Genomic DNA, 17,259 nt, shown 5'->3' on the forward strand with positions numbered 1-17,259 from the left:
GCGGTTTTTTTTGCCTGCTATTTATTGATCTTCTAGTTCTAGCTTCACTTCACGACTCTGCCATTTTAATCACAGACTGTTCTCTAGAATTAATTCTGTCGGATGATAAATATCGACTACACTTTACTATTGATAATAATAATAATTTAACGTATCTGGCTAGCTAACAGGAGACCAACTTAGGTCTTCATTTATGCTTTGTTGGAGTCGTTATTATGAAAATTAGACAAAAAATCACGCTTTGGATGGTTGGTGTCGGTGTTATTCCTGTTGTTATTGCTTCTGTTCTTCTTGGCTCTCTTTCATCTGATGTCTCTAGCATGGCGTTAAAGGATGCTGCTCAAAAACAGTTAATTTCTATTCGGGATGCTAGAAAAACCCAAATCGAAGACTATTTTCTAACGATACAGAGCCAAATTGAAACCCTGTCTAATAGCACAATGACCGTTGATGCTATGAAAGCTTTTAGCCAAGCATTTAATGAGCCTATTCAGTTAGATGTGAAGCAATATCAGCAAGAGCTAGCTCTCTATTACCAAAATCAATTTGCAACCGAGTATCAAAAATTAAACAGTGGTGACTCTGTTAATACATCTGAACTCTTAAGCAAATTGGATGATCAAGGTGTTTACTGGCAATGGAATTACATTAAAAACAATCGAAATGCGATGGGATCTAAGCACTTGCTAGATGCGGCTGAAGGGGATAATGCGTACAATCAGGCCCACAAAGTCTATCATCCGAGATTTACCGAGTATTTAGAGAAATTTGATTATTACGATATATTTCTAGTCGATGCAAACAACGGTGATATTGTTTATTCCGTTTTCAAAGAGTTAGATTACGCAACATCTTTACAAAATGGGCCTTATGCTAACTCCGGGTTAGCGGATGTATATCGTAAAGCGATTCGTACTGGTTCAGCTAACTCAACCGTTATTGTCGATTTTCAACCTTACTTACCTTCCTATCAAGCCCAAGCTTCATTCATCGCTTCGCCTATTGCTGACAGCAATGGTGAGATTATTGGTGTACTCATATTCCAAATGCCTATTGGTGGCATAAATAGCATTATGACCAGTGCAGGAAAGTGGCAACAAAATGGATTGGGTCTGTCGGGTGAAACGTATCTAGTGGGGAGCGATTATAAAGCTCGGAGTTTGAGTCGATTCTTGCTGGAAGATCCTAGCGCTTTTCTCTCTTTACTCAGTGATTTGGCGGTTGATGCCCAAGTGCTACAAGAGATAGAAACAAAGGAAAGTAATATAGGGCTACAAGAGATACGGACAGAAGGAACAACGCGTGCGATTAATGGTGAGTCGGGTTTTGCTATTTTTGATGACTATCGAATGGTGTCCGTTCTTTCTGCATATACACCAATAAACATACCAGGGTTAAATTGGGTATTAATGAGTGAGATTGATGCAGAAGAGGCTTTCTCTGGTGCCATTGAACTCAAAGATAAAATTATTCTTGAGTCTGTGGTGACGGTGGCGGTAATTTCAATCGTAGCGGTCGCGATTGGTATCTGGGTTTCTCGAGCAATCACTACTCCGGTTGTTGGTTTTAGCCAATTAATGAGTCAGGTAGAGAGCGAGAATGATTTAACTTTCCGAAGTGATATCACCACTAAGGATGAACTTGGTGACATGGCGGCCTCATTTAATAGCATGTTAGATAAATTTGCTGATTTGTTAGGAGAGGTCTCCAGTTCAACTCATATGGTTGCGACAGCATCTGAGCAACTTACTATTGCAGCGAATGAGAATGTTCGCGGTGTAGAGACTCAGAAGGTCGAGACAGAACAGATTGCGACCGCTATGCATGAGATGACCATTACTGTCCAAGAGGTGGCTAGCAGTACTACAGAAGCTGCTAGTGCGGCAAATCTGTCTACTGAACAGGCACAAAAGGGGAAAGCAGTTGTGCAGAAAACATCGGGAGCGATAGAGACGCTTTCTGGAAATATTCAGAAAGCGGCTTTAGTGGTTGAGGAGTTAGCAAAAGCGAGTGAAAGTATCGACTCTATTACCGATGTAATTAAGAATATTTCTGAGCAAACTAACTTGTTAGCACTTAACGCGGCAATTGAAGCCGCTAGAGCTGGAGAGCAAGGGCGTGGTTTTGCGGTTGTTGCTGATGAAGTGAGAACGTTAGCTCAGCGAACCCAAGAGTCCATTCATGAAATAGAAGAGACGGTTGAAAAATTGAGATTAGGAACTGTAGAGGCAGTAGATGCAATGGAGCTAAGCCGGAAACATGCCGAACAAGGTGTTGATTTAGCCAATGAAGCGGCGAATTCTCTACAAGAGATAGAGAAATCTTCGCTAACCATCAGTGATTACAATTTGCAGATAGCAAGTGCTGCTGAACAGCAGAGTGCAACGGCAGAACAGATGAACAAAAGTGTGGTTAATATTAGCGAAATCGCAGTTCAAACTGCAGCTAGTTCGGAAGAAAGTGCCGTGTCTTCTGAAGAGTTGGCCCGACTGTCCGCAAGGTTACAGGAACTGGTCGCTCAGTTTAAGGTATAGCTAAATTTTTATTGGCTTTTGCTCCATGCTGCTGATTTTGACCGTAGAGTGGTTATGTTTTCAAGTCAGTGCTTGATCAGGAGCCAATAAACTTTCTCTGAATAAGTTTCTTGAGGTGACTTAAGTAAATGTGGTGAATGATAAATATTATTTAAATAACAATTCTCCATATGTGATTTTTTATTTTTATATTGATTGTAATAAAAAAACAAAGGCTCTACTTGTCTAAAGTAGAGCCTTTACTTTTCATTGAGATAGTTATTCAAATAATATCCAAGAAATATTATTATTCCTGTAGTATAAATGGCATATTTTTTAGTTAGTCTGTTTTGGTGGTTGTTTAAATATAAATAACCATTCATATTATTACTGGTTTTATTCTATAAGTAATTGACTAACTAAAAACTAATTATTTACTAATATGAGTACCTGTTGCTTTATCCATCACGTCAACAGCTTGATATAAATCTCCAATATGTCCTGTACCACCCGTTTGAGCAAAGTGACAACATGCTTCTACTTTTGGCTTCATGGATCCCGCTGCAAATGAGTACTGACTAATCTCTTCAATTGTCACCGCTTCGAGTTTTCTTTCAGTTGGTAGACCCCAGTCTACACAAGCATGAGAACCATCGGTTAAGATAAGTAGATCTGAAGCGCCAATTTCTTGTGCGATTAGAGATGCTGTCATATCTTTATCTATCACCGCTTCAAAACCCGTTAGGTGTTCGCCATTTTGGATCACAGGTGCGCCGCCGCCGCCGCCACAAATAACGATATGGTCTTGTGCGAGTAGACACTTAATTGCTTCCGCTTCAATAATGGTCTTAGGAGCTGGTGACGGTACTACTCGACGCCACATATCACCGTCGGGTTTAATTACCCAATTGTTTTCTTCAGCAAGAGCCATCGCGTCTTCTTTGCTATATACCGGGCCGATAAACTTACTAGGATCAGCAATGGCAGGATCATTCTCATCCACAGCCACTTGTGTTAATACAGTAGTGATGTTCTTTTTAGGTAGAACATTCTTAAGGTTCTGCTGCATTAAATAACCAATCATTCCCTGTGTTTCTGAACCTAGGACGTCAAATGGGTAGGGAGGACAATCTTTGTAGGCTAAGTTTTGCAGAGCAAGTAAACCAACTTGTGGGCCATTACCATGTACTACAACGAGACGATATTTCTCATGTAACTTTGCGAGAGCTTCGGACGTAGCAGAAATACTTTTTTTCTGATTGTCACAACTCATAATTTCACCACGTTGCAATAATGCATTACCGCCTACAGCAACAACTAAAATCGGCTTGTCCATAGTAACTCCTTATTTATTTGTTATTTCTAATCGCGCATATAAGAATATAAATGGCGTTTGATTAATGTGATTTAAATTCAACTTTAAAGATCAAATTAAATTATTTTATCTATTTATTTAAATAATCATCATGCTTTAATGGTGACTATTTTGATATATTATTCCTTCTGCCATAGTGAAATATCAATAAGGAATATATTCACTGGCAAATATTCTGAATAAGGATGCAAATTATAAGACTAGCTATTAACAATGTAATATATTGTAGAGCAGTCACTAATTATTGTGGACTAGGTCATAAATGTCTTTTTACTTGCATGTTTTCTCTCTATATAAGAATCGATTTCACGACGAAGGGAGTTGATGAGAATCAAAATTACGATGCAGTTACAGATATGAAGGAAAATTGTACTGTCTGCTCACAGTTATCATGTTTGGTGTTTTTCAGAAACCGATATCCAGTTTTATCAAGAGAGCATCTCAATTTAGAAGAGGTTAAAAGCAAAGAACCGACCTATAATTTACAGGTCGGTTCTTTGTTTGATACACCAAATTGGGTTATTTTTTTATAATATGGTGCGTATTTCCTAGCCATCCTATGGGAATTCATGTCAATTCAGATAAGGGATTTGGGGATTTTCAAAGATTTGAGAGCCCAAACGTTTCTAATTGATATCCACTTACTGATAGGATGCTAAAATAATAGCACTAGAACCAAAAACATTTACCTGTCTGATCTGACAGGTTATAGGTAGACATTATGCTTTTCTTGGACGAAACCACAGCTTTGGTGGCTGAGTTGTCACAATCAACCTGCGTGGATACTGTGGGGAAGACTCTTGATCGTCTTACAAAGCTGTTTGGTTACGACTATTTTTTATTGGGTTGGTCTGTTCCATTCTCTATTACTCGTAGTGATCCTTTTATTCTTGATAACTATCCTGACCTTTGGCGGGAGAAGTACGATCGTAAAGATTTGATTAATATCGACCCTGTAGTGAAACACTGTTTGCAAAGCAGTGATGCGATATCGTGGAGCGCTATACAGATGGGTAAACTGTCTGCAGCAGAGAAGACGTTTTTTTCAGAAGCTAAGGAGTCGGGATTAAGAAGTGGTTATACCGTTCCTATTCATGGAAATCGCGGCGAAGCTGGATTATTGAGCTTTGCTTCGGAGAAACTAGAAAGTGAATTTTCTATTGCTGAACAGCAATCTATTCAAACTTGGGCACAAGCAATTGCTCCAATTGCCTATTCAAAAGTTTCCCATTTAATTGGTACAGAGCAGCAGAGTGATGTGGCCTTAACCAAACGAGAAAAAGAGTCATTACTTTGGGCAGCCGAAGGGAAAACGACATGGGAAATATCACAAATATTGGACTGTAGCGAAAGAACGATTTTCTTTCATCTGAATAATGCCACTAAAAAGCTTGAAGCTGCGAATCGTTATCAGGCAATTAGCAAAGCTATTCTACTTGGCTACATTAAACCAAACTTGAAGTCGAGTAATACGACATTGCTAAAAGAGTAACGATAGATTATTTAAGTGGATAAATATCAAAGAGATATAGTTTCACTCTAAGGTCAACTGTAAGTTCTTACAGGTCACATTTACGAGGGTTATTGATAGTTTTTCATCTCCGAACAGGAGGTGATTTATGCACTACGATATCAATTATGGACGTTATAACGAACTAAACCCGAATACTTTTAATGACCTATTAACGCTACGACATAAGGTGTTTATTGGACGACTTAACTGGGAGTTGAGCTCAAACAAAGGACGTGAGCAAGATGAGTACGATACGCCTTCTGCGTCCTATATTTATGTTCGTCAAGAAGAAGCAATGGTGGGCTGCTGGCGAATTATTCCTACTACCTCTTCCTATATGCTAAAAGATACATTTAATACCATGCAGGGGGATGCTGCGACTATTTCAGATCCAAACATCTGTGAGTTAAGTCGTTTCGCTGTCGATAAAGATTCAGTCGCATCAAGTCATAAAATAAGCGATGTGACGGTATCAATGTTTAAGGGTGTACAGCAGTATGCACACACGCATCGTGTTAAAGAATATATAACCGTCACGTCATTAGCAGTAGAAAGAATCTTAAAACGTATTGGTCTTCCCTTTGAACGCTTTGGGGATCAAAAAGTCCATAAGCTAGGTGATACCAAAAGCGTTGCCTTGCGTTTTATGATGAATGATGAATTTGACCAATGGATAGTCAATAACTCTTAGGGTTATCATCAAATCTTGGTGTTATTTGTCCGGTTAATAGTGCCTGAGAAACAGTTTGTGTTCTGGTGAATGTATTGAGCTTTTCTCGGGCATTTTGTAAATGAAAATTGACCGTTCTTTCACTGCAAGCGAGTATCTGAGCGATCTCCCATGAGCTTTTCCCATCCGCGACCCAAGTGAGGCAAGACTTCTCTTTTTCAGATAGATCATACGATTTTAAGTGAGAGAGCAGAGGTGATGGTTTTTCTTTGCTTACCTGAACGCTCTGCTTAAACATGTCATATAAATGTACCGCAAGAAGGGTTGCAACGGCCATCTGTTGGATAATTTCGTCAGACTCTAATTTTGATTGCGATGCAAAACTTAAAACCCCTTTCTCGCCATGCGCACCGTGGATTGGGACACTAAAGCCACTTTTTAGTCCATAATCTGAGGCTTCAATCATCAAAGAGATCTGTTCTTGATTGTTCAGTGAATAGTGCAACTTTGACCAGCGAATCGGCGAGGTGTTTTTAATGCAATGTAAGATGATGGGATCGATATTGACGTAGTGATTCTCGTCATATCTCTTTCGCCACTCAATCGGGTAATTGCTTAATATACAGTTTTCAGAGTGATTCATGTTTTTCGGTGTCGATAGACCAAACAAGTAGTAGTGGTATCCCAATTGTTGAGTAACTTCATCTAGATGAGACTTAAGCAAAGATAAGCTGGGTGCGTCATTCACCGCCAATTTACATTGCACTATTAATTGGTATATCCGTTCTATATTCATACTAACCTCATAAATTAAATGCTGATAAAAACGTCAACAAAAACGTTCATGAGTAGTATGAGTCTTTAATCATAACTATTACCTCTAGTTCCTCGATAGCTGCCCGATACTCCTCTGTTATCTATTACCACTCTAAGTGCTGAAATGGTTGGCTCAGAAGCGAATAAACGCCACTAAACAACGTCTCTGACATTGTTTAGTAGTAGTGTGAACTGCTGATAGGATTAACATTTAATGCAAAATTTTTAATAGCATGCTTTATCTGACCTATATTAAATAGAGGTGGGTCGTTAGGAGGGAGTTCATGAGTCAACAAGCGCTTTTGGCAAAAGTGGACCAATTGCCCCGAATTGAAAAAGTTCTGCATGAGTTACTCGACTTAGTGAATCACCCGGAATTTGATTTTGATGAACTGGCGTTGAAATTGTCGATGGATCAAATACTGAGTACCAAAGTGCTAAGAATGGCCAACTCGGCGTTATTTGGAAGCCGGAGAGAAATCTCTTCAATTAAAGAGGCGGTCATTCGTATTGGGAGTGATTCTGTACGATCACTTGTTCGCTCCTCGGTAATGTCACAGATCTTCACTAATCTAGACACGATAAGTTTGAAAGACTACTGGGCCAATACTTTCGAAGTATCAATGATAGCGAGTCGCCTGAGTAAACGCGCAGGACTCGACCGTGATGAAGTATTTACTACGGGAACCTTGCATGATATTGGTGAATTAATGATCCATACTAATTTGCCAGAATTGGCTGTCGTTATTGTCGAGCGGGTAAGCAATGGTGAAGACGCGATCGCTGTCCAGCAAGAGTTATTGGCTACCGATGTGCCAACACTTGGAGCTAAGCTGGCGATGGCGTGGGATTTTCCTCCGCAAATGGTGGAAGCGATTGCTTGTTCTTACCAACCTTCCAAAGCCAAAATCTCACCTAATCTCGCGCATTTGATGAGATTTTCTATGGATATTCATAAAGCATGGGATTCATTAACATCAACAGAAGAGAAACAACAATTTATCGCCAGCCATCCTAGTAATGAAGTACTTGGATTTCCCCTAGGAATGGTACAAACCATTGATATTATCCGAGGGGAAGGGTACGAATTAGCTTACCAGCTATTTGGTTAAGTTTTACGTTTGGCTTTTCGTTGCTGAACGATTAACCCGAAAATAATCAGGATCAGTCCGACAAATGTCGATGGATGAATCTGCTCGCCAATAATGTAAGCCAATAGAAGTAACGAGATAAAGGGCGAAATAAATATAAGATTGCTGATTCGTGCTGTGTTAGTGGTGGCTTTTAATGCGGATAACCACAAGACAAAAGTAATCCCCATTTCGAACAGACCTACATAGCTCACTGCTATCCAGCCTGATACGCTGATATTCCAACTTGCGGATTCAAACAAACACAAGCCAACAGCAAAAGGCAGAGCAACTAAAAAACCAAGTAATACGCCGACAATCGGGTCTGCTTTATTTTTTGCGTTTAAGATCCAGTAGCCAGCCCACAATAGCGTGGAGAGTAGCGCTAACATTACACCAAGTGGACTTTCGAAATGCAGCTCCAGTAAGTTTCCTTTTGTGGCGATAATAACTACACCTAAGTAGCCAAAAACACATGCTATCCAATCCTGCTTGCGAATTTTTTGTCCAAGAAATATGGAAGCCATAATCGTGAGTGTAATGGCCCAACTGTAGTTAATTGGTTGGGCTTGCGAGGCGGGAAGCAGCTCATACGCTTTAAATAGAACTAAGTAATAAGCTAAAGGATTTATCAGTCCTAATAGCAAGTAATAGAGAGGATTAGCGAAGAAAGTCGCGGCTAACTGATCTAATTTTCCTTGAAGGAAGCAGATAACGATAAGGGTTAATGCTGAGACAAAGCTAGCGATAGTGAGCATTTGAATTGGTGTAAATTGCTCAAGTGTCAGTTTAAATGCTGTAGCAACGGTAGACCATAATAAAACCGCAGAAATACCAAAACCGATGGCACGACGTTCATCTATCATTATTTTTAGTTCATGGGCAGTGAAAAACAAAGTGCAATATATAGCACTTCTTTAATAGCAAACCTAGCGGGATTTAATTAATAGCGGAATGTGGAGTCTGCTAATCGGTGATTAATGATAGAGAATAGCGCTTTTTCTTTCTTTGAACTGGACATTTATCCAGTGCTCTCATACCATCAAAAATAGTGAATAAAGCAGGATTAATCGAGTTATGCAGTGGATAATTGAACATCAAAACATGGTGCTTGCAGTGGTGGTAAGTGGAATCTGTTCTGCATTTTTTGTTGGTTGGTGGTGTAAACAGAAAATGATGTTTCAACTGCAATTACGTGCGCAAGAGCAAGCGACAGATACCCTCATCCTGAATGAAAAAAATGCTCAACTCCAGCAGGCTTTAGACTATGCCCGTGATGAACTGGATAAGCTCGACATTGAACGTGATAAATCCGTTATTGAACTGAAGCAGTTGCATGGAAAGTTGATGGCAGCAATGGAAAAGCAGCGCCATTTTGATGAAATATCACATCACCGTAATGAGCTAACAGCGCAACTGGATCAGCAAAAGGGACAATGTGCACAATTGCAAACGGCCTTGCGTGAGCAAGAAGCAAGGCGAGAAGAAGAAAATAAAGCTAATAGAGAGAAGTTGCAGCTGTTAGAGCAAGCGGAACAGAGACTTAAGCAAGAATTTGAACAACTTGCCAGTGCCTTGTTTGATGTGAAAACAGCAAAAGTAGACGAACAAAATAAGCAAAGCTTACAAAGTTTACTGTCACCACTTAAAGAGCAGTTGGAAGGATTCAAAAAACAGGTAAATGACAACTTTGGCGCTGAAGCAAAAGAGCGACATACCTTAGTGTATGAAATTAAGAACCTGCAAAAGCTGAATGAACAGATGACCAAAGATGCGGTGAATCTTACTAAGGCGTTAAAAGGGGATAATAAGCAGCAAGGCAACTGGGGAGAAGTTGTTCTAGCAAGAGTGCTTGCTGAGTCAGGTTTGCGTGAAGGTCATGAGTATCAAACTCAAGTAAGCTTACAAAATGATGCCGGCAAACGCTACCAGCCTGATGTTATTGTTCACTTACCTCACGACCGACAAGTGGTTATCGATTCTAAAATGGCATTAATCGCCTATGAACGATTTTTTAATGCCACTAATGATGAAGATAAAAGTAGCGCCATTAGGGATCATTTACTCGCTTTAAGGGCGCATATTAAAGGACTCTCGCAAAAAGATTACCATCAACTAAAAGGTATTCAGAGCCTTGATTACGTCTTGATGTTTATTCCTGTCGAGCCCGCTTTTCAAGTGGCAGCCGAAGCTGACCCTAGCCTAATTAAAGATGCAATGGAAAATAATATTATTTTGGTCAGCCCAACCACGCTGTTGGTTGCACTGAGAACAATAGACAACTTGTGGCGAAATGAACGACAAAACCAACATGCTAAAGTTATCGCAGAGAAAGCCAGCAAACTGTATGACAAGCTACGACTGTTTTTAACCGATATGGAGCAAGTTGGACACTCGATAGACAAAGCAAACTTAAGTTACCAAGGTGCAATGAATAAATTGGCAACAGGACGTGGCAACGTGATTCGACAGGCAGAAAGTTTTAAAGCGTTAGGGGTGGAAATAAAGCGACCGATACCACAGAGTATTTCGGAAATTGCTCAAAATGATGTTTTAGTAGAAAGACAACAGCCTGAGGATAAAGTAAACTAATCGTCCGCAATTCCTTTGACAGTTCAAGGCGTTGCTAACGAGGTAGAAAATGACAGATATAAGTATAAAAACAGACTCAACCGAATTAAAAGATGAAACCACCCATTTTGGTTTTACTACAGTAGCAAAAGACGAAAAAGTCGCTAAGGTTGCTGAGGTATTTCATTCCGTTGCGGCTAAATACGACATAATGAATGATCTGATGTCTGGTGGTATTCACCGAATATGGAAGCGCTTTACTATTGATTGTAGCGGGGCACGACCGGGACAACGCATTCTCGATTTAGGTGGTGGTACCGGTGACTTAACCGCTAAGTTTTCTCGTATTGTTGGTGACAAAGGCCACGTTATTTTGGCGGACATTAACAACTCAATGTTAAATGTTGGCCGAGATAAATTAAGAGACAGTGGTGTTGTTGGCAATGTTCATTATGTCCAAGCTAACGCTGAAGAACTGCCTTTCCCTGACAACTATTTTGATTGCATTACCATCAGTTTCTGTTTAAGAAATGTCACAGATAAAGATAAAGCGTTGCGCTCGATGTTCAGAGTATTAAAGCCTGGCGGTCGTTTGTTGGTGTTGGAGTTCTCTAAACCTATTCTTGAGCCATTATCAAAAATCTATGATGCTTACTCTTTTCATCTATTACCTAAAATGGGTGAGTTAGTCGCAAATGATGGGGAGAGCTATCAATATCTTGCGGAATCTATTCGTATGCACCCTGATCAAAATACCTTACAAGGCATGATGGATGATGCTGGGTTTGATCAGACAGGATTTTATAATTTAACCGGTGGAATTGTTGCCCTTCACCGTGGCTTCAAATTCTGAGGTAAACATGCCCATTGACCAGCTTGCAACCGCGGTAATTGAGACCGCAATTAACACACTAATCAATGATAATCCTGATTATGGTCGCCGTTTGTCTCGCTTAAAAGGGCAAGTGTTACAGATTCACCTCATAGAAGTGGATAAGAAACTGACGTTTGTATTTAGTCAGCAAGTGGATGTGTTAGCAAATTATGAAGGGGAACCTGACTGTTATCTCTCTTTGCATTTAGCTAGCCTTACGGATCTAAGAGATAAGAACAATATTACCCAGTTGATCAAGCAAGAGAAAATTGAACTAGTGGGTGATATTAAGTTAGCTCAACACTTTTTTGAACTGTTAGAGCTCATCAAACCTGATATTGAAGAATGGATGTCGCGGGTCACGGGAGACATTGTGGCTCATAGTCTTGTTCAAGGTGCAAAAAACATGGCATGTTGGGCGAAGACACGAGCGAGTAAGCATCAAAGCCATCTTGCTCAAATCATTACCGAAGAGTGGAGAATCGCGCCACCGCCTCTTGAAGTCGCCTACTTCTGTGATCAAGTTGATGAGATAAAATCTGACATTGAACAGCTAGAATCTAGACTAAATCTTCTGTTGGAGCGTTCATGACCCCTGCTGAACTTCGCCGTTTATACCGCATTACTAAAGTCCAACTAGAATATGGTCTGGATGAACTGATCCCACAACATCAACTAACAAAAACACCGTTATTACTACGTAAAGCGCTATTTTGGCTGAAAAACAAGCACTCTGATAAACCGCTAGGGGTACGATTACGATTAGCACTTCAAGAGTTGGGGCCTGTATGGATTAAGTTTGGCCAAATGATGTCAACACGGCGAGATCTATTTCCTCCTCATTTAGCTGATCAATTGGCGCTACTGCAAGATAAAGTGGACCCATTTGATGGGCAACTGGCCAAACAACAGATGGAGCAAGCACTCGGTGGGAAGTTAGAGACCTGGTTTAGCGATTTTGATATTACGCCACTAGCGTCAGCTTCCATTGCTCAGGTACATACCGCCACTGTAACCGCAACAGGGCAAGAAATAGTTTTAAAAGTGATTCGTCCGGATATCCGTCCAATTATTGATGCTGATATTAAGTTGATGTATCGAATCGCAAAGCTGGTGGCAAAAGCAACGCCTGAGACGCGAAGATTAAAACCGGTTGAGGTGGTTCGAGAGTATGAAAAAACCTTGATCGATGAGTTAGATCTTCGTCGAGAAGCAGCGAATGCCATCCAATTAAGACGAAATTTTTCCGATAGCGAAGAGCTATATGTGCCAGAAGTGATCACTAATTTTAGTAGTGAAAGCTTGATGGTGTCAGAAAGAATATATGGCATACAAGTTTCTGATATTGAAGGACTTGAGGCAAATGGCACTAATATGAAGCTGCTTTCTGAACGGGGTGTTAGCGTCTTTTTCACTCAAGTTTTTAGAGACAGCTTTTTCCATGCGGATATGCATCCCGGCAATGTGTTTGTAAACCCAGAGCACCCAGAAAACCCACAATGGATAGGCTTGGACTGCGGCATAGTGGGCACATTAAATAGCGAAGACAAACGCTATTTAGCAGAAAACTTTTTGGCGTTTTTTAATCGAGATTACGCAAAAGTGGCTCAATTACATGTTGACTCTGGTTGGGTTCCAGAAGATACCAATGTGCAAGAGTTTGAATTCGCGATTCGGATTGTTTGTGAGCCTATATTTGCTAAACCCTTGTGTGAGATCTCCTTTGGTCATGTGTTGCTGAACCTATTTAATACCGCTAGACGATTTAATATGGAAGTTCAGCCACAATTAGTTTTATTGCAAAAAACCTTACTGTACGTAGAAGGTTTGGGACGTCAGTTATATCCTCAACTGGATTTATGGGAAACCGCAAAACCATTTTTAGAACGCTGGATGGCGAATCAAGTTGGGCCACAAGCCGTGGTTAATGCAATTAAAGAGAAAGCACCTTTTTGGGCAGAAAGACTTCCAGAACTACCAGAGCTACTTTATGATAGCTTGAAACAAGGTAAAGCGATGAACCAGAAAATGGAGCATCTTTATCTTGGATATAGAGAAACCAAGCAACAGCATGCTAAAGGGAAGTTACTCTTTGGTATTGGTTCGACGTTAATTATATGCGCTGCAATACTTATCTCAGACAATAATATCTACCCTACAATAGGTAGTGGTATCGCAGGCATCACATTTTGGCTTCTTAGTTGGCGAGTACACAGTAAATAATCTGTACACTTGTCGTTAAGTTTAGATGTTCACTAAATCCCCGAGGTATATAGAATGGGTGGTATCAGTATTTGGCAATTACTCATTATTGCTGTAATCGTTGTATTGTTATTTGGCACTAAAAAACTACGTAATATGGGTGGTGATTTAGGTTCTGCTGTGAAGGGCTTTAAGAAAGCCATGAGTGATGAAGATTCTGCTAAAAAAGCAGAAGAGAAAGACGCGGACTTTGAGCCTAAAAATATAGAGCAAAAAGAACAAGCTTCTTCTGTAGAAGAAGAAGTTAAAAAAGATAAAGAGCAGGTTTAAGCCGTGTTCGATATCGGTTTCTGGGAACTGGTATTAATTTCTGTTGTTGGTTTGGTTGTTCTGGGTCCAGAACGTCTACCGGTTGCGATACGTAGTGTGTCTAAGTTTATTAGCGGCGCTAAAGCAATGGCCAACGGAGTTAAAGATGAGTTAGCTCATGAGCTGAAAGTTCAAGAGCTGCAAGAGAATCTTAAAAAAGCAGAAAAAATGGGGATGGAAGAGCTCGCGCCAGACCTAAAAGCTTCTGTGGAAGAACTCAAACAGGCTGCTGCCGATGTTCAACGACCTTTTGCGGAGAATAGTCAATCACCTATTACGGGCGATAAGACTACATCTTCATCTGAGTCGAGTGACGATAAAGCAGAATCCAGATCTGAAGAGAAAAAGCCAGAACTATAGGTATTGAATCCGTTCAGCCTATTTGCGATAGAGCTGCCAATATTGCAGCTCTTTTTGTTTTTAAATGAGGTTAAGTATGTCTTCAGTTGAGCAAACACAGCCTTTGATTAGTCATCTGTTGGAGCTGCGCAATCGCCTGTTAAGGGCGATGTTGGCGGTTCTTGTTATTTTTGTCGGACTAATTTATTTTGCCAACGATATTTATGAGTTTATCTCTTCGCCATTAGTGGAACGTTTACCTGAAGGGGCAACGATGATCGCAACAGATGTTGCATCTCCCTTCTTTACACCATTAAAACTGACATTAATCGCGTCTATTTTTGTTGCGGTACCTTTTATTTTGTATCAAGTGTGGGCATTTGTCGCGCCTGGTTTATACAAACATGAACGCAAACTTATCATGCCGCTGCTATTTTCCAGTTCTATGCTGTTTTATTGCGGTGTTGCGTTCGCTTACTATGTCGTTTTTCCTTTAGTTTTTGGCTTTTTCACTGCTATTTCGATAGGGGAAGTTGAGTTAGCAACGGATATTGCCAGTTATTTAGATTTTGTACTGGCGCTGTTTTTAGCTTTTGGAATCGCGTTTGAAGTGCCTGTAGCGATAATTTTGCTTTGCTGGACCGGTGCTACCGATCCTAAATCATTATCCGAAAAGCGCCCTTATATTGTTGTCGCCGCATTTATTGTCGGAATGATGCTTACCCCGCCAGATATGATTTCTCAAACCTTGTTAGCAATTCCTATGTGTTTGTTATTTGAGGTAGGTCTGTTCTTTGCTCGTTTCTATACCAATAGAGATGAAGCAAGAGAAAAAGCGGATGCAGAAGCCGATGAAGAGTAAAACGTAGCAATGGAAAGGAGTCGTCATGACTCCTTTTTTGATCGAACGAAGTTAACCTCAGTTAAGTTTGAATTTTATTTAAGTTTGAATAGTGTCTTGGCATTCGCCGTCGTACGCTGATCCACCTCTTCAAGGGTGAATCCATTAAGCTCTGCGATTCGATTGGCTACCAAAGCGGTATAGGCAGGTTCGTTACGTTTGCCTCTATGGGGAACGGGCGCTAAATATGGGCAATCTGTTTCAAGAATAAGGCTCTTTATATCAAGCTGTGGCAGAACTTTATCCATACCACCATTTTTAAAGGTAGAAACACCACCTATACCTAAATGAAAACCGAGATCTACAATGGCTTTCGCCTCTTCTATAGTGCCACCAAAGCAGTGAAAAACACCAGAGAGTGAACCATCCTGCTCATTTTTAAGCAGTGTTAATGTCTCTTCAATAGAATCTCGCGTATGGATAACGACAGGTAAGTCCATCTCTTTAGCCCAACCTAATTGGGTAATAAATGCTTTTTCTTGTTCCGCTCTAAAGGTTTTATCCCAGTACAAATCAATGCCTATTTCACCAACCGCAATAAAAGAGTGCTTATCAAACCAGCTATAGATACGACTTAATACTTGATCGACCTCTTCATTTACGTAACAAGGGTGAAGTCCCATCATCGAACGACATATTTCAGGGTACTGAGCTTCAGTTGCCAACATAGGATCAATAGAGTTGAGGTCGATGTTCGGCATCAATATTGTGTTGACGCCTTGCTGTAGCGCTCTCATTACTACTTCTTGGCGATCATTATTAAATTCTTCAGCGTATATATGGGCGTGAGTATCAATCATAGTTGTGGAGTCATATTAGGTTCAATTAACCAAGTATATCTTGATTTTGTGCTCTACAGAGAATTTCTGCTCTATTTCCCGCACCCGTTTGAATGTCGATGATATGATGCATTCAATTCTAACTAGGCAAGGAGCATAGAGTGTCTGTTTCTATCCAAGGTCAATTTCCCTTACGCCGTATGCGTCGTATGCGTAAACACGATTTTAGTCGCCGATTAATGGCAGAAAACCAAATATCCGTTAATGATTTAATTTACCCAATGTTTATTTTGATGGGTAAGAATCGTCGAGAGTCCGTGGAGTCAATGCCCGGAGTCGAGCGACTTTCTATTGATTTAATGCTAGAAGAAGCCCAAATGCTGGCTGGTCTTGGTATTCCTGCTATCGCTCTTTTTCCTGTAGTCAATCAAGATGTAAAAAGCTTATGCGCTGCTGAAGCCTATAATCCTGAAGGTTTGGTACAACGTGCTGTTCGTGCTTTAAAAGAGCATGTTCCTGAGATTGGCGTCATTACTGATGTGGCCCTTGACCCTTTTACCACTCATGGACAAGACGGCATTATTGATAGTACAGGTTATGTTCAAAATGATGAGACAACCGATGTACTGATCAAGCAAGCATTATCTCATGCGGAAGCTGGGGCAGATGTTGTTGCTCCTTCAGACATGATGGATGGCAGAATCGGTCGTATACGTGAAGCATTAGAGGACGCTGGTCATATTCATACTCAGATAATGGCGTATTCAGCAAAATATGCGTCAAATTATTATGGACCATTTAGAGACGCAGTCGGCTCAGCGAGCAATTTGAAAGGTGGTGATAAGAAGAACTACCAAATGGATCCCGCCAATAGTGATGAAGCGTTGCATGAAGTTGCAATGGATATTCATGAAGGCGCCGATATGGTTATGGTGAAACCGGGGATGCCATATCTAGATATTGTTCGCCGAGTGAAAGTCGAACTGCAAGTGCCAACTTTTGCCTATCAAGTATCGGGTGAATATGCGATGCATAAAGCGGCGATTCAGAATGGTTGGTTAAAAGAGCGCGAAACAGTATTAGAGTCACTGCTTTGCTTTAAACGTGCAGGAGCGGACGGTATTTTGACTTATTTTGCGAAAGATGTCGCCTTATGGTTAGCTGAAGAACAAGCAAAAGCGAAAGAGAGCTTGTAGTCACTGACTAT

General features: G+C 40.5%; 16 protein-coding genes. 12 read left to right on the forward strand and 4 right to left on the reverse strand.

Annotated features, from left to right (window positions below):
- The first annotated feature begins 215 nt into the window (after positions 1-215).
- Complete coding sequence (locus CHJ_RS00170) at positions 216-2,534, forward strand: methyl-accepting chemotaxis protein (protein WP_317916558.1); 2,319 nt, start codon at positions 216-218, stop codon at positions 2,532-2,534.
- Between the two features lie 409 nt (positions 2,535-2,943).
- Here the strand turns inward: CHJ_RS00170 and arcC are convergent, their stop codons facing one another.
- Entirely contained in the window at positions 2,944-3,849 is a 906-nt protein-coding gene (gene arcC / locus CHJ_RS00175; protein WP_171755056.1) for a carbamate kinase, read from the reverse strand.
- Positions 3,850-4,609: 760 nt separating this feature from the next.
- Between arcC and CHJ_RS00180 the strand changes: the two genes are divergently transcribed.
- Both CHJ_RS00180 and CHJ_RS00185 read left to right on the forward strand, forming a co-directional pair.
- The gene (locus tag CHJ_RS00180; protein ID WP_171755055.1) at positions 4,610-5,380 is read left to right on the forward strand and encodes a LuxR family transcriptional regulator; all 771 of its coding nucleotides are present in this window, start codon (positions 4,610-4,612) and stop codon (positions 5,378-5,380) included.
- 127 nt (positions 5,381-5,507) lie between these two features.
- Positions 5,508-6,092 carry an acyl-homoserine-lactone synthase gene (locus CHJ_RS00185; protein ID WP_171755054.1) on the forward strand — a complete coding sequence of 195 codons (585 nt, stop codon included), beginning with the start codon at positions 5,508-5,510 and terminating at the stop codon, positions 6,090-6,092.
- Here the strand turns inward: CHJ_RS00185 and CHJ_RS00190 are convergent.
- The gene (locus tag CHJ_RS00190; protein WP_317916559.1) at positions 6,079-6,867 is read right to left on the reverse strand and encodes a LuxR family transcriptional regulator; all 789 of its coding nucleotides are present in this window, start codon (positions 6,865-6,867) and stop codon (positions 6,079-6,081) included. The two genes, CHJ_RS00185 and CHJ_RS00190, sit on opposite strands and share 14 nt — an antisense overlap.
- 304 nt (positions 6,868-7,171) lie before the next feature.
- Here CHJ_RS00190 and CHJ_RS00195 point away from each other — a divergent pair, with 304 nt between their 5' ends.
- On the forward strand, positions 7,172-7,999 hold the full coding sequence (locus tag CHJ_RS00195) for an HDOD domain-containing protein (RefSeq protein WP_171755052.1): 828 nt from the start codon (positions 7,172-7,174) through the stop codon (positions 7,997-7,999).
- Here the strand turns inward: CHJ_RS00195 and CHJ_RS00200 are convergent.
- Positions 7,996-8,880 carry a DMT family transporter gene (locus tag CHJ_RS00200; RefSeq protein ID WP_171755058.1) on the reverse strand — a complete coding sequence of 295 codons (885 nt, stop codon included), beginning with the start codon at positions 8,878-8,880 and terminating at the stop codon, positions 7,996-7,998. The genes CHJ_RS00195 and CHJ_RS00200 overlap by 4 nt on opposite strands.
- 214 nt (positions 8,881-9,094) lie before the next feature.
- Here CHJ_RS00200 and rmuC point away from each other — a divergent pair, with 214 nt between their 5' ends.
- The 7 genes from rmuC to tatC all read left to right on the forward strand — a co-directional run bounded on the left by rmuC (position 9,095) and on the right by tatC (position 15,234).
- The gene (rmuC, locus tag CHJ_RS00205; RefSeq protein WP_171755051.1) at positions 9,095-10,609 is read left to right on the forward strand and encodes a DNA recombination protein RmuC; all 1,515 of its coding nucleotides are present in this window, start codon (positions 9,095-9,097) and stop codon (positions 10,607-10,609) included.
- Positions 10,610-10,658: 49 nt separating this feature from the next.
- Positions 10,659-11,441 carry a bifunctional demethylmenaquinone methyltransferase/2-methoxy-6-polyprenyl-1,4-benzoquinol methylase UbiE gene (gene ubiE / locus CHJ_RS00210; RefSeq protein ID WP_171755050.1) on the forward strand — a complete coding sequence of 261 codons (783 nt, stop codon included), beginning with the start codon at positions 10,659-10,661 and terminating at the stop codon, positions 11,439-11,441.
- Between the two features lie 7 nt (positions 11,442-11,448).
- Positions 11,449-12,054, forward strand: coding sequence for an SCP2 domain-containing protein (locus CHJ_RS00215; protein WP_317916562.1), 606 nt, complete (start codon positions 11,449-11,451; stop codon positions 12,052-12,054).
- Entirely contained in the window at positions 12,051-13,685 is a 1,635-nt protein-coding gene (gene ubiB / locus CHJ_RS00220; protein WP_317916564.1) for a ubiquinone biosynthesis regulatory protein kinase UbiB, read from the forward strand. Before CHJ_RS00215 ends, ubiB begins: the two co-directional genes overlap by 4 nt.
- A gap of 54 nt (positions 13,686-13,739) precedes the next feature.
- Complete coding sequence (gene tatA, locus CHJ_RS00225; protein ID WP_171755047.1) at positions 13,740-13,994, forward strand: Sec-independent protein translocase subunit TatA; 255 nt, start codon at positions 13,740-13,742, stop codon at positions 13,992-13,994.
- Positions 13,995-13,997: 3 nt separating this feature from the next.
- Positions 13,998-14,393: a Sec-independent protein translocase protein TatB gene (tatB, locus tag CHJ_RS00230; protein ID WP_171755046.1), complete on the forward strand. Its 396-nt coding sequence runs from the start codon at positions 13,998-14,000 to the stop codon at positions 14,391-14,393.
- Positions 14,394-14,469: 76 nt separating this feature from the next.
- Positions 14,470-15,234: a twin-arginine translocase subunit TatC gene (gene tatC / locus CHJ_RS00235; RefSeq protein ID WP_171755045.1), complete on the forward strand. Its 765-nt coding sequence runs from the start codon at positions 14,470-14,472 to the stop codon at positions 15,232-15,234.
- Between the two features lie 74 nt (positions 15,235-15,308).
- Here the strand turns inward: tatC and CHJ_RS00240 are convergent, their stop codons facing one another.
- Positions 15,309-16,073 carry a TatD family hydrolase gene (locus CHJ_RS00240; protein WP_317916565.1) on the reverse strand — a complete coding sequence of 255 codons (765 nt, stop codon included), beginning with the start codon at positions 16,071-16,073 and terminating at the stop codon, positions 15,309-15,311.
- A 140-nt stretch (positions 16,074-16,213) separates the two neighbouring features.
- On the opposite strand from CHJ_RS00240, the gene hemB reads away from it, so the two are divergent.
- Positions 16,214-17,248 (forward strand): porphobilinogen synthase, encoded by a 1,035-nt coding sequence (gene hemB, locus CHJ_RS00245; protein WP_171755043.1) that lies wholly within the window; start codon positions 16,214-16,216, stop codon positions 17,246-17,248.
- Positions 17,249-17,259: the final 11 nt, after the last annotated feature.

Origin of the sequence: Vibrio sp. MACH09, assembly GCF_033238805.1 — a bacterium.
Classification (GTDB): Bacteria; Pseudomonadota; Gammaproteobacteria; order Enterobacterales; family Vibrionaceae; genus Vibrio.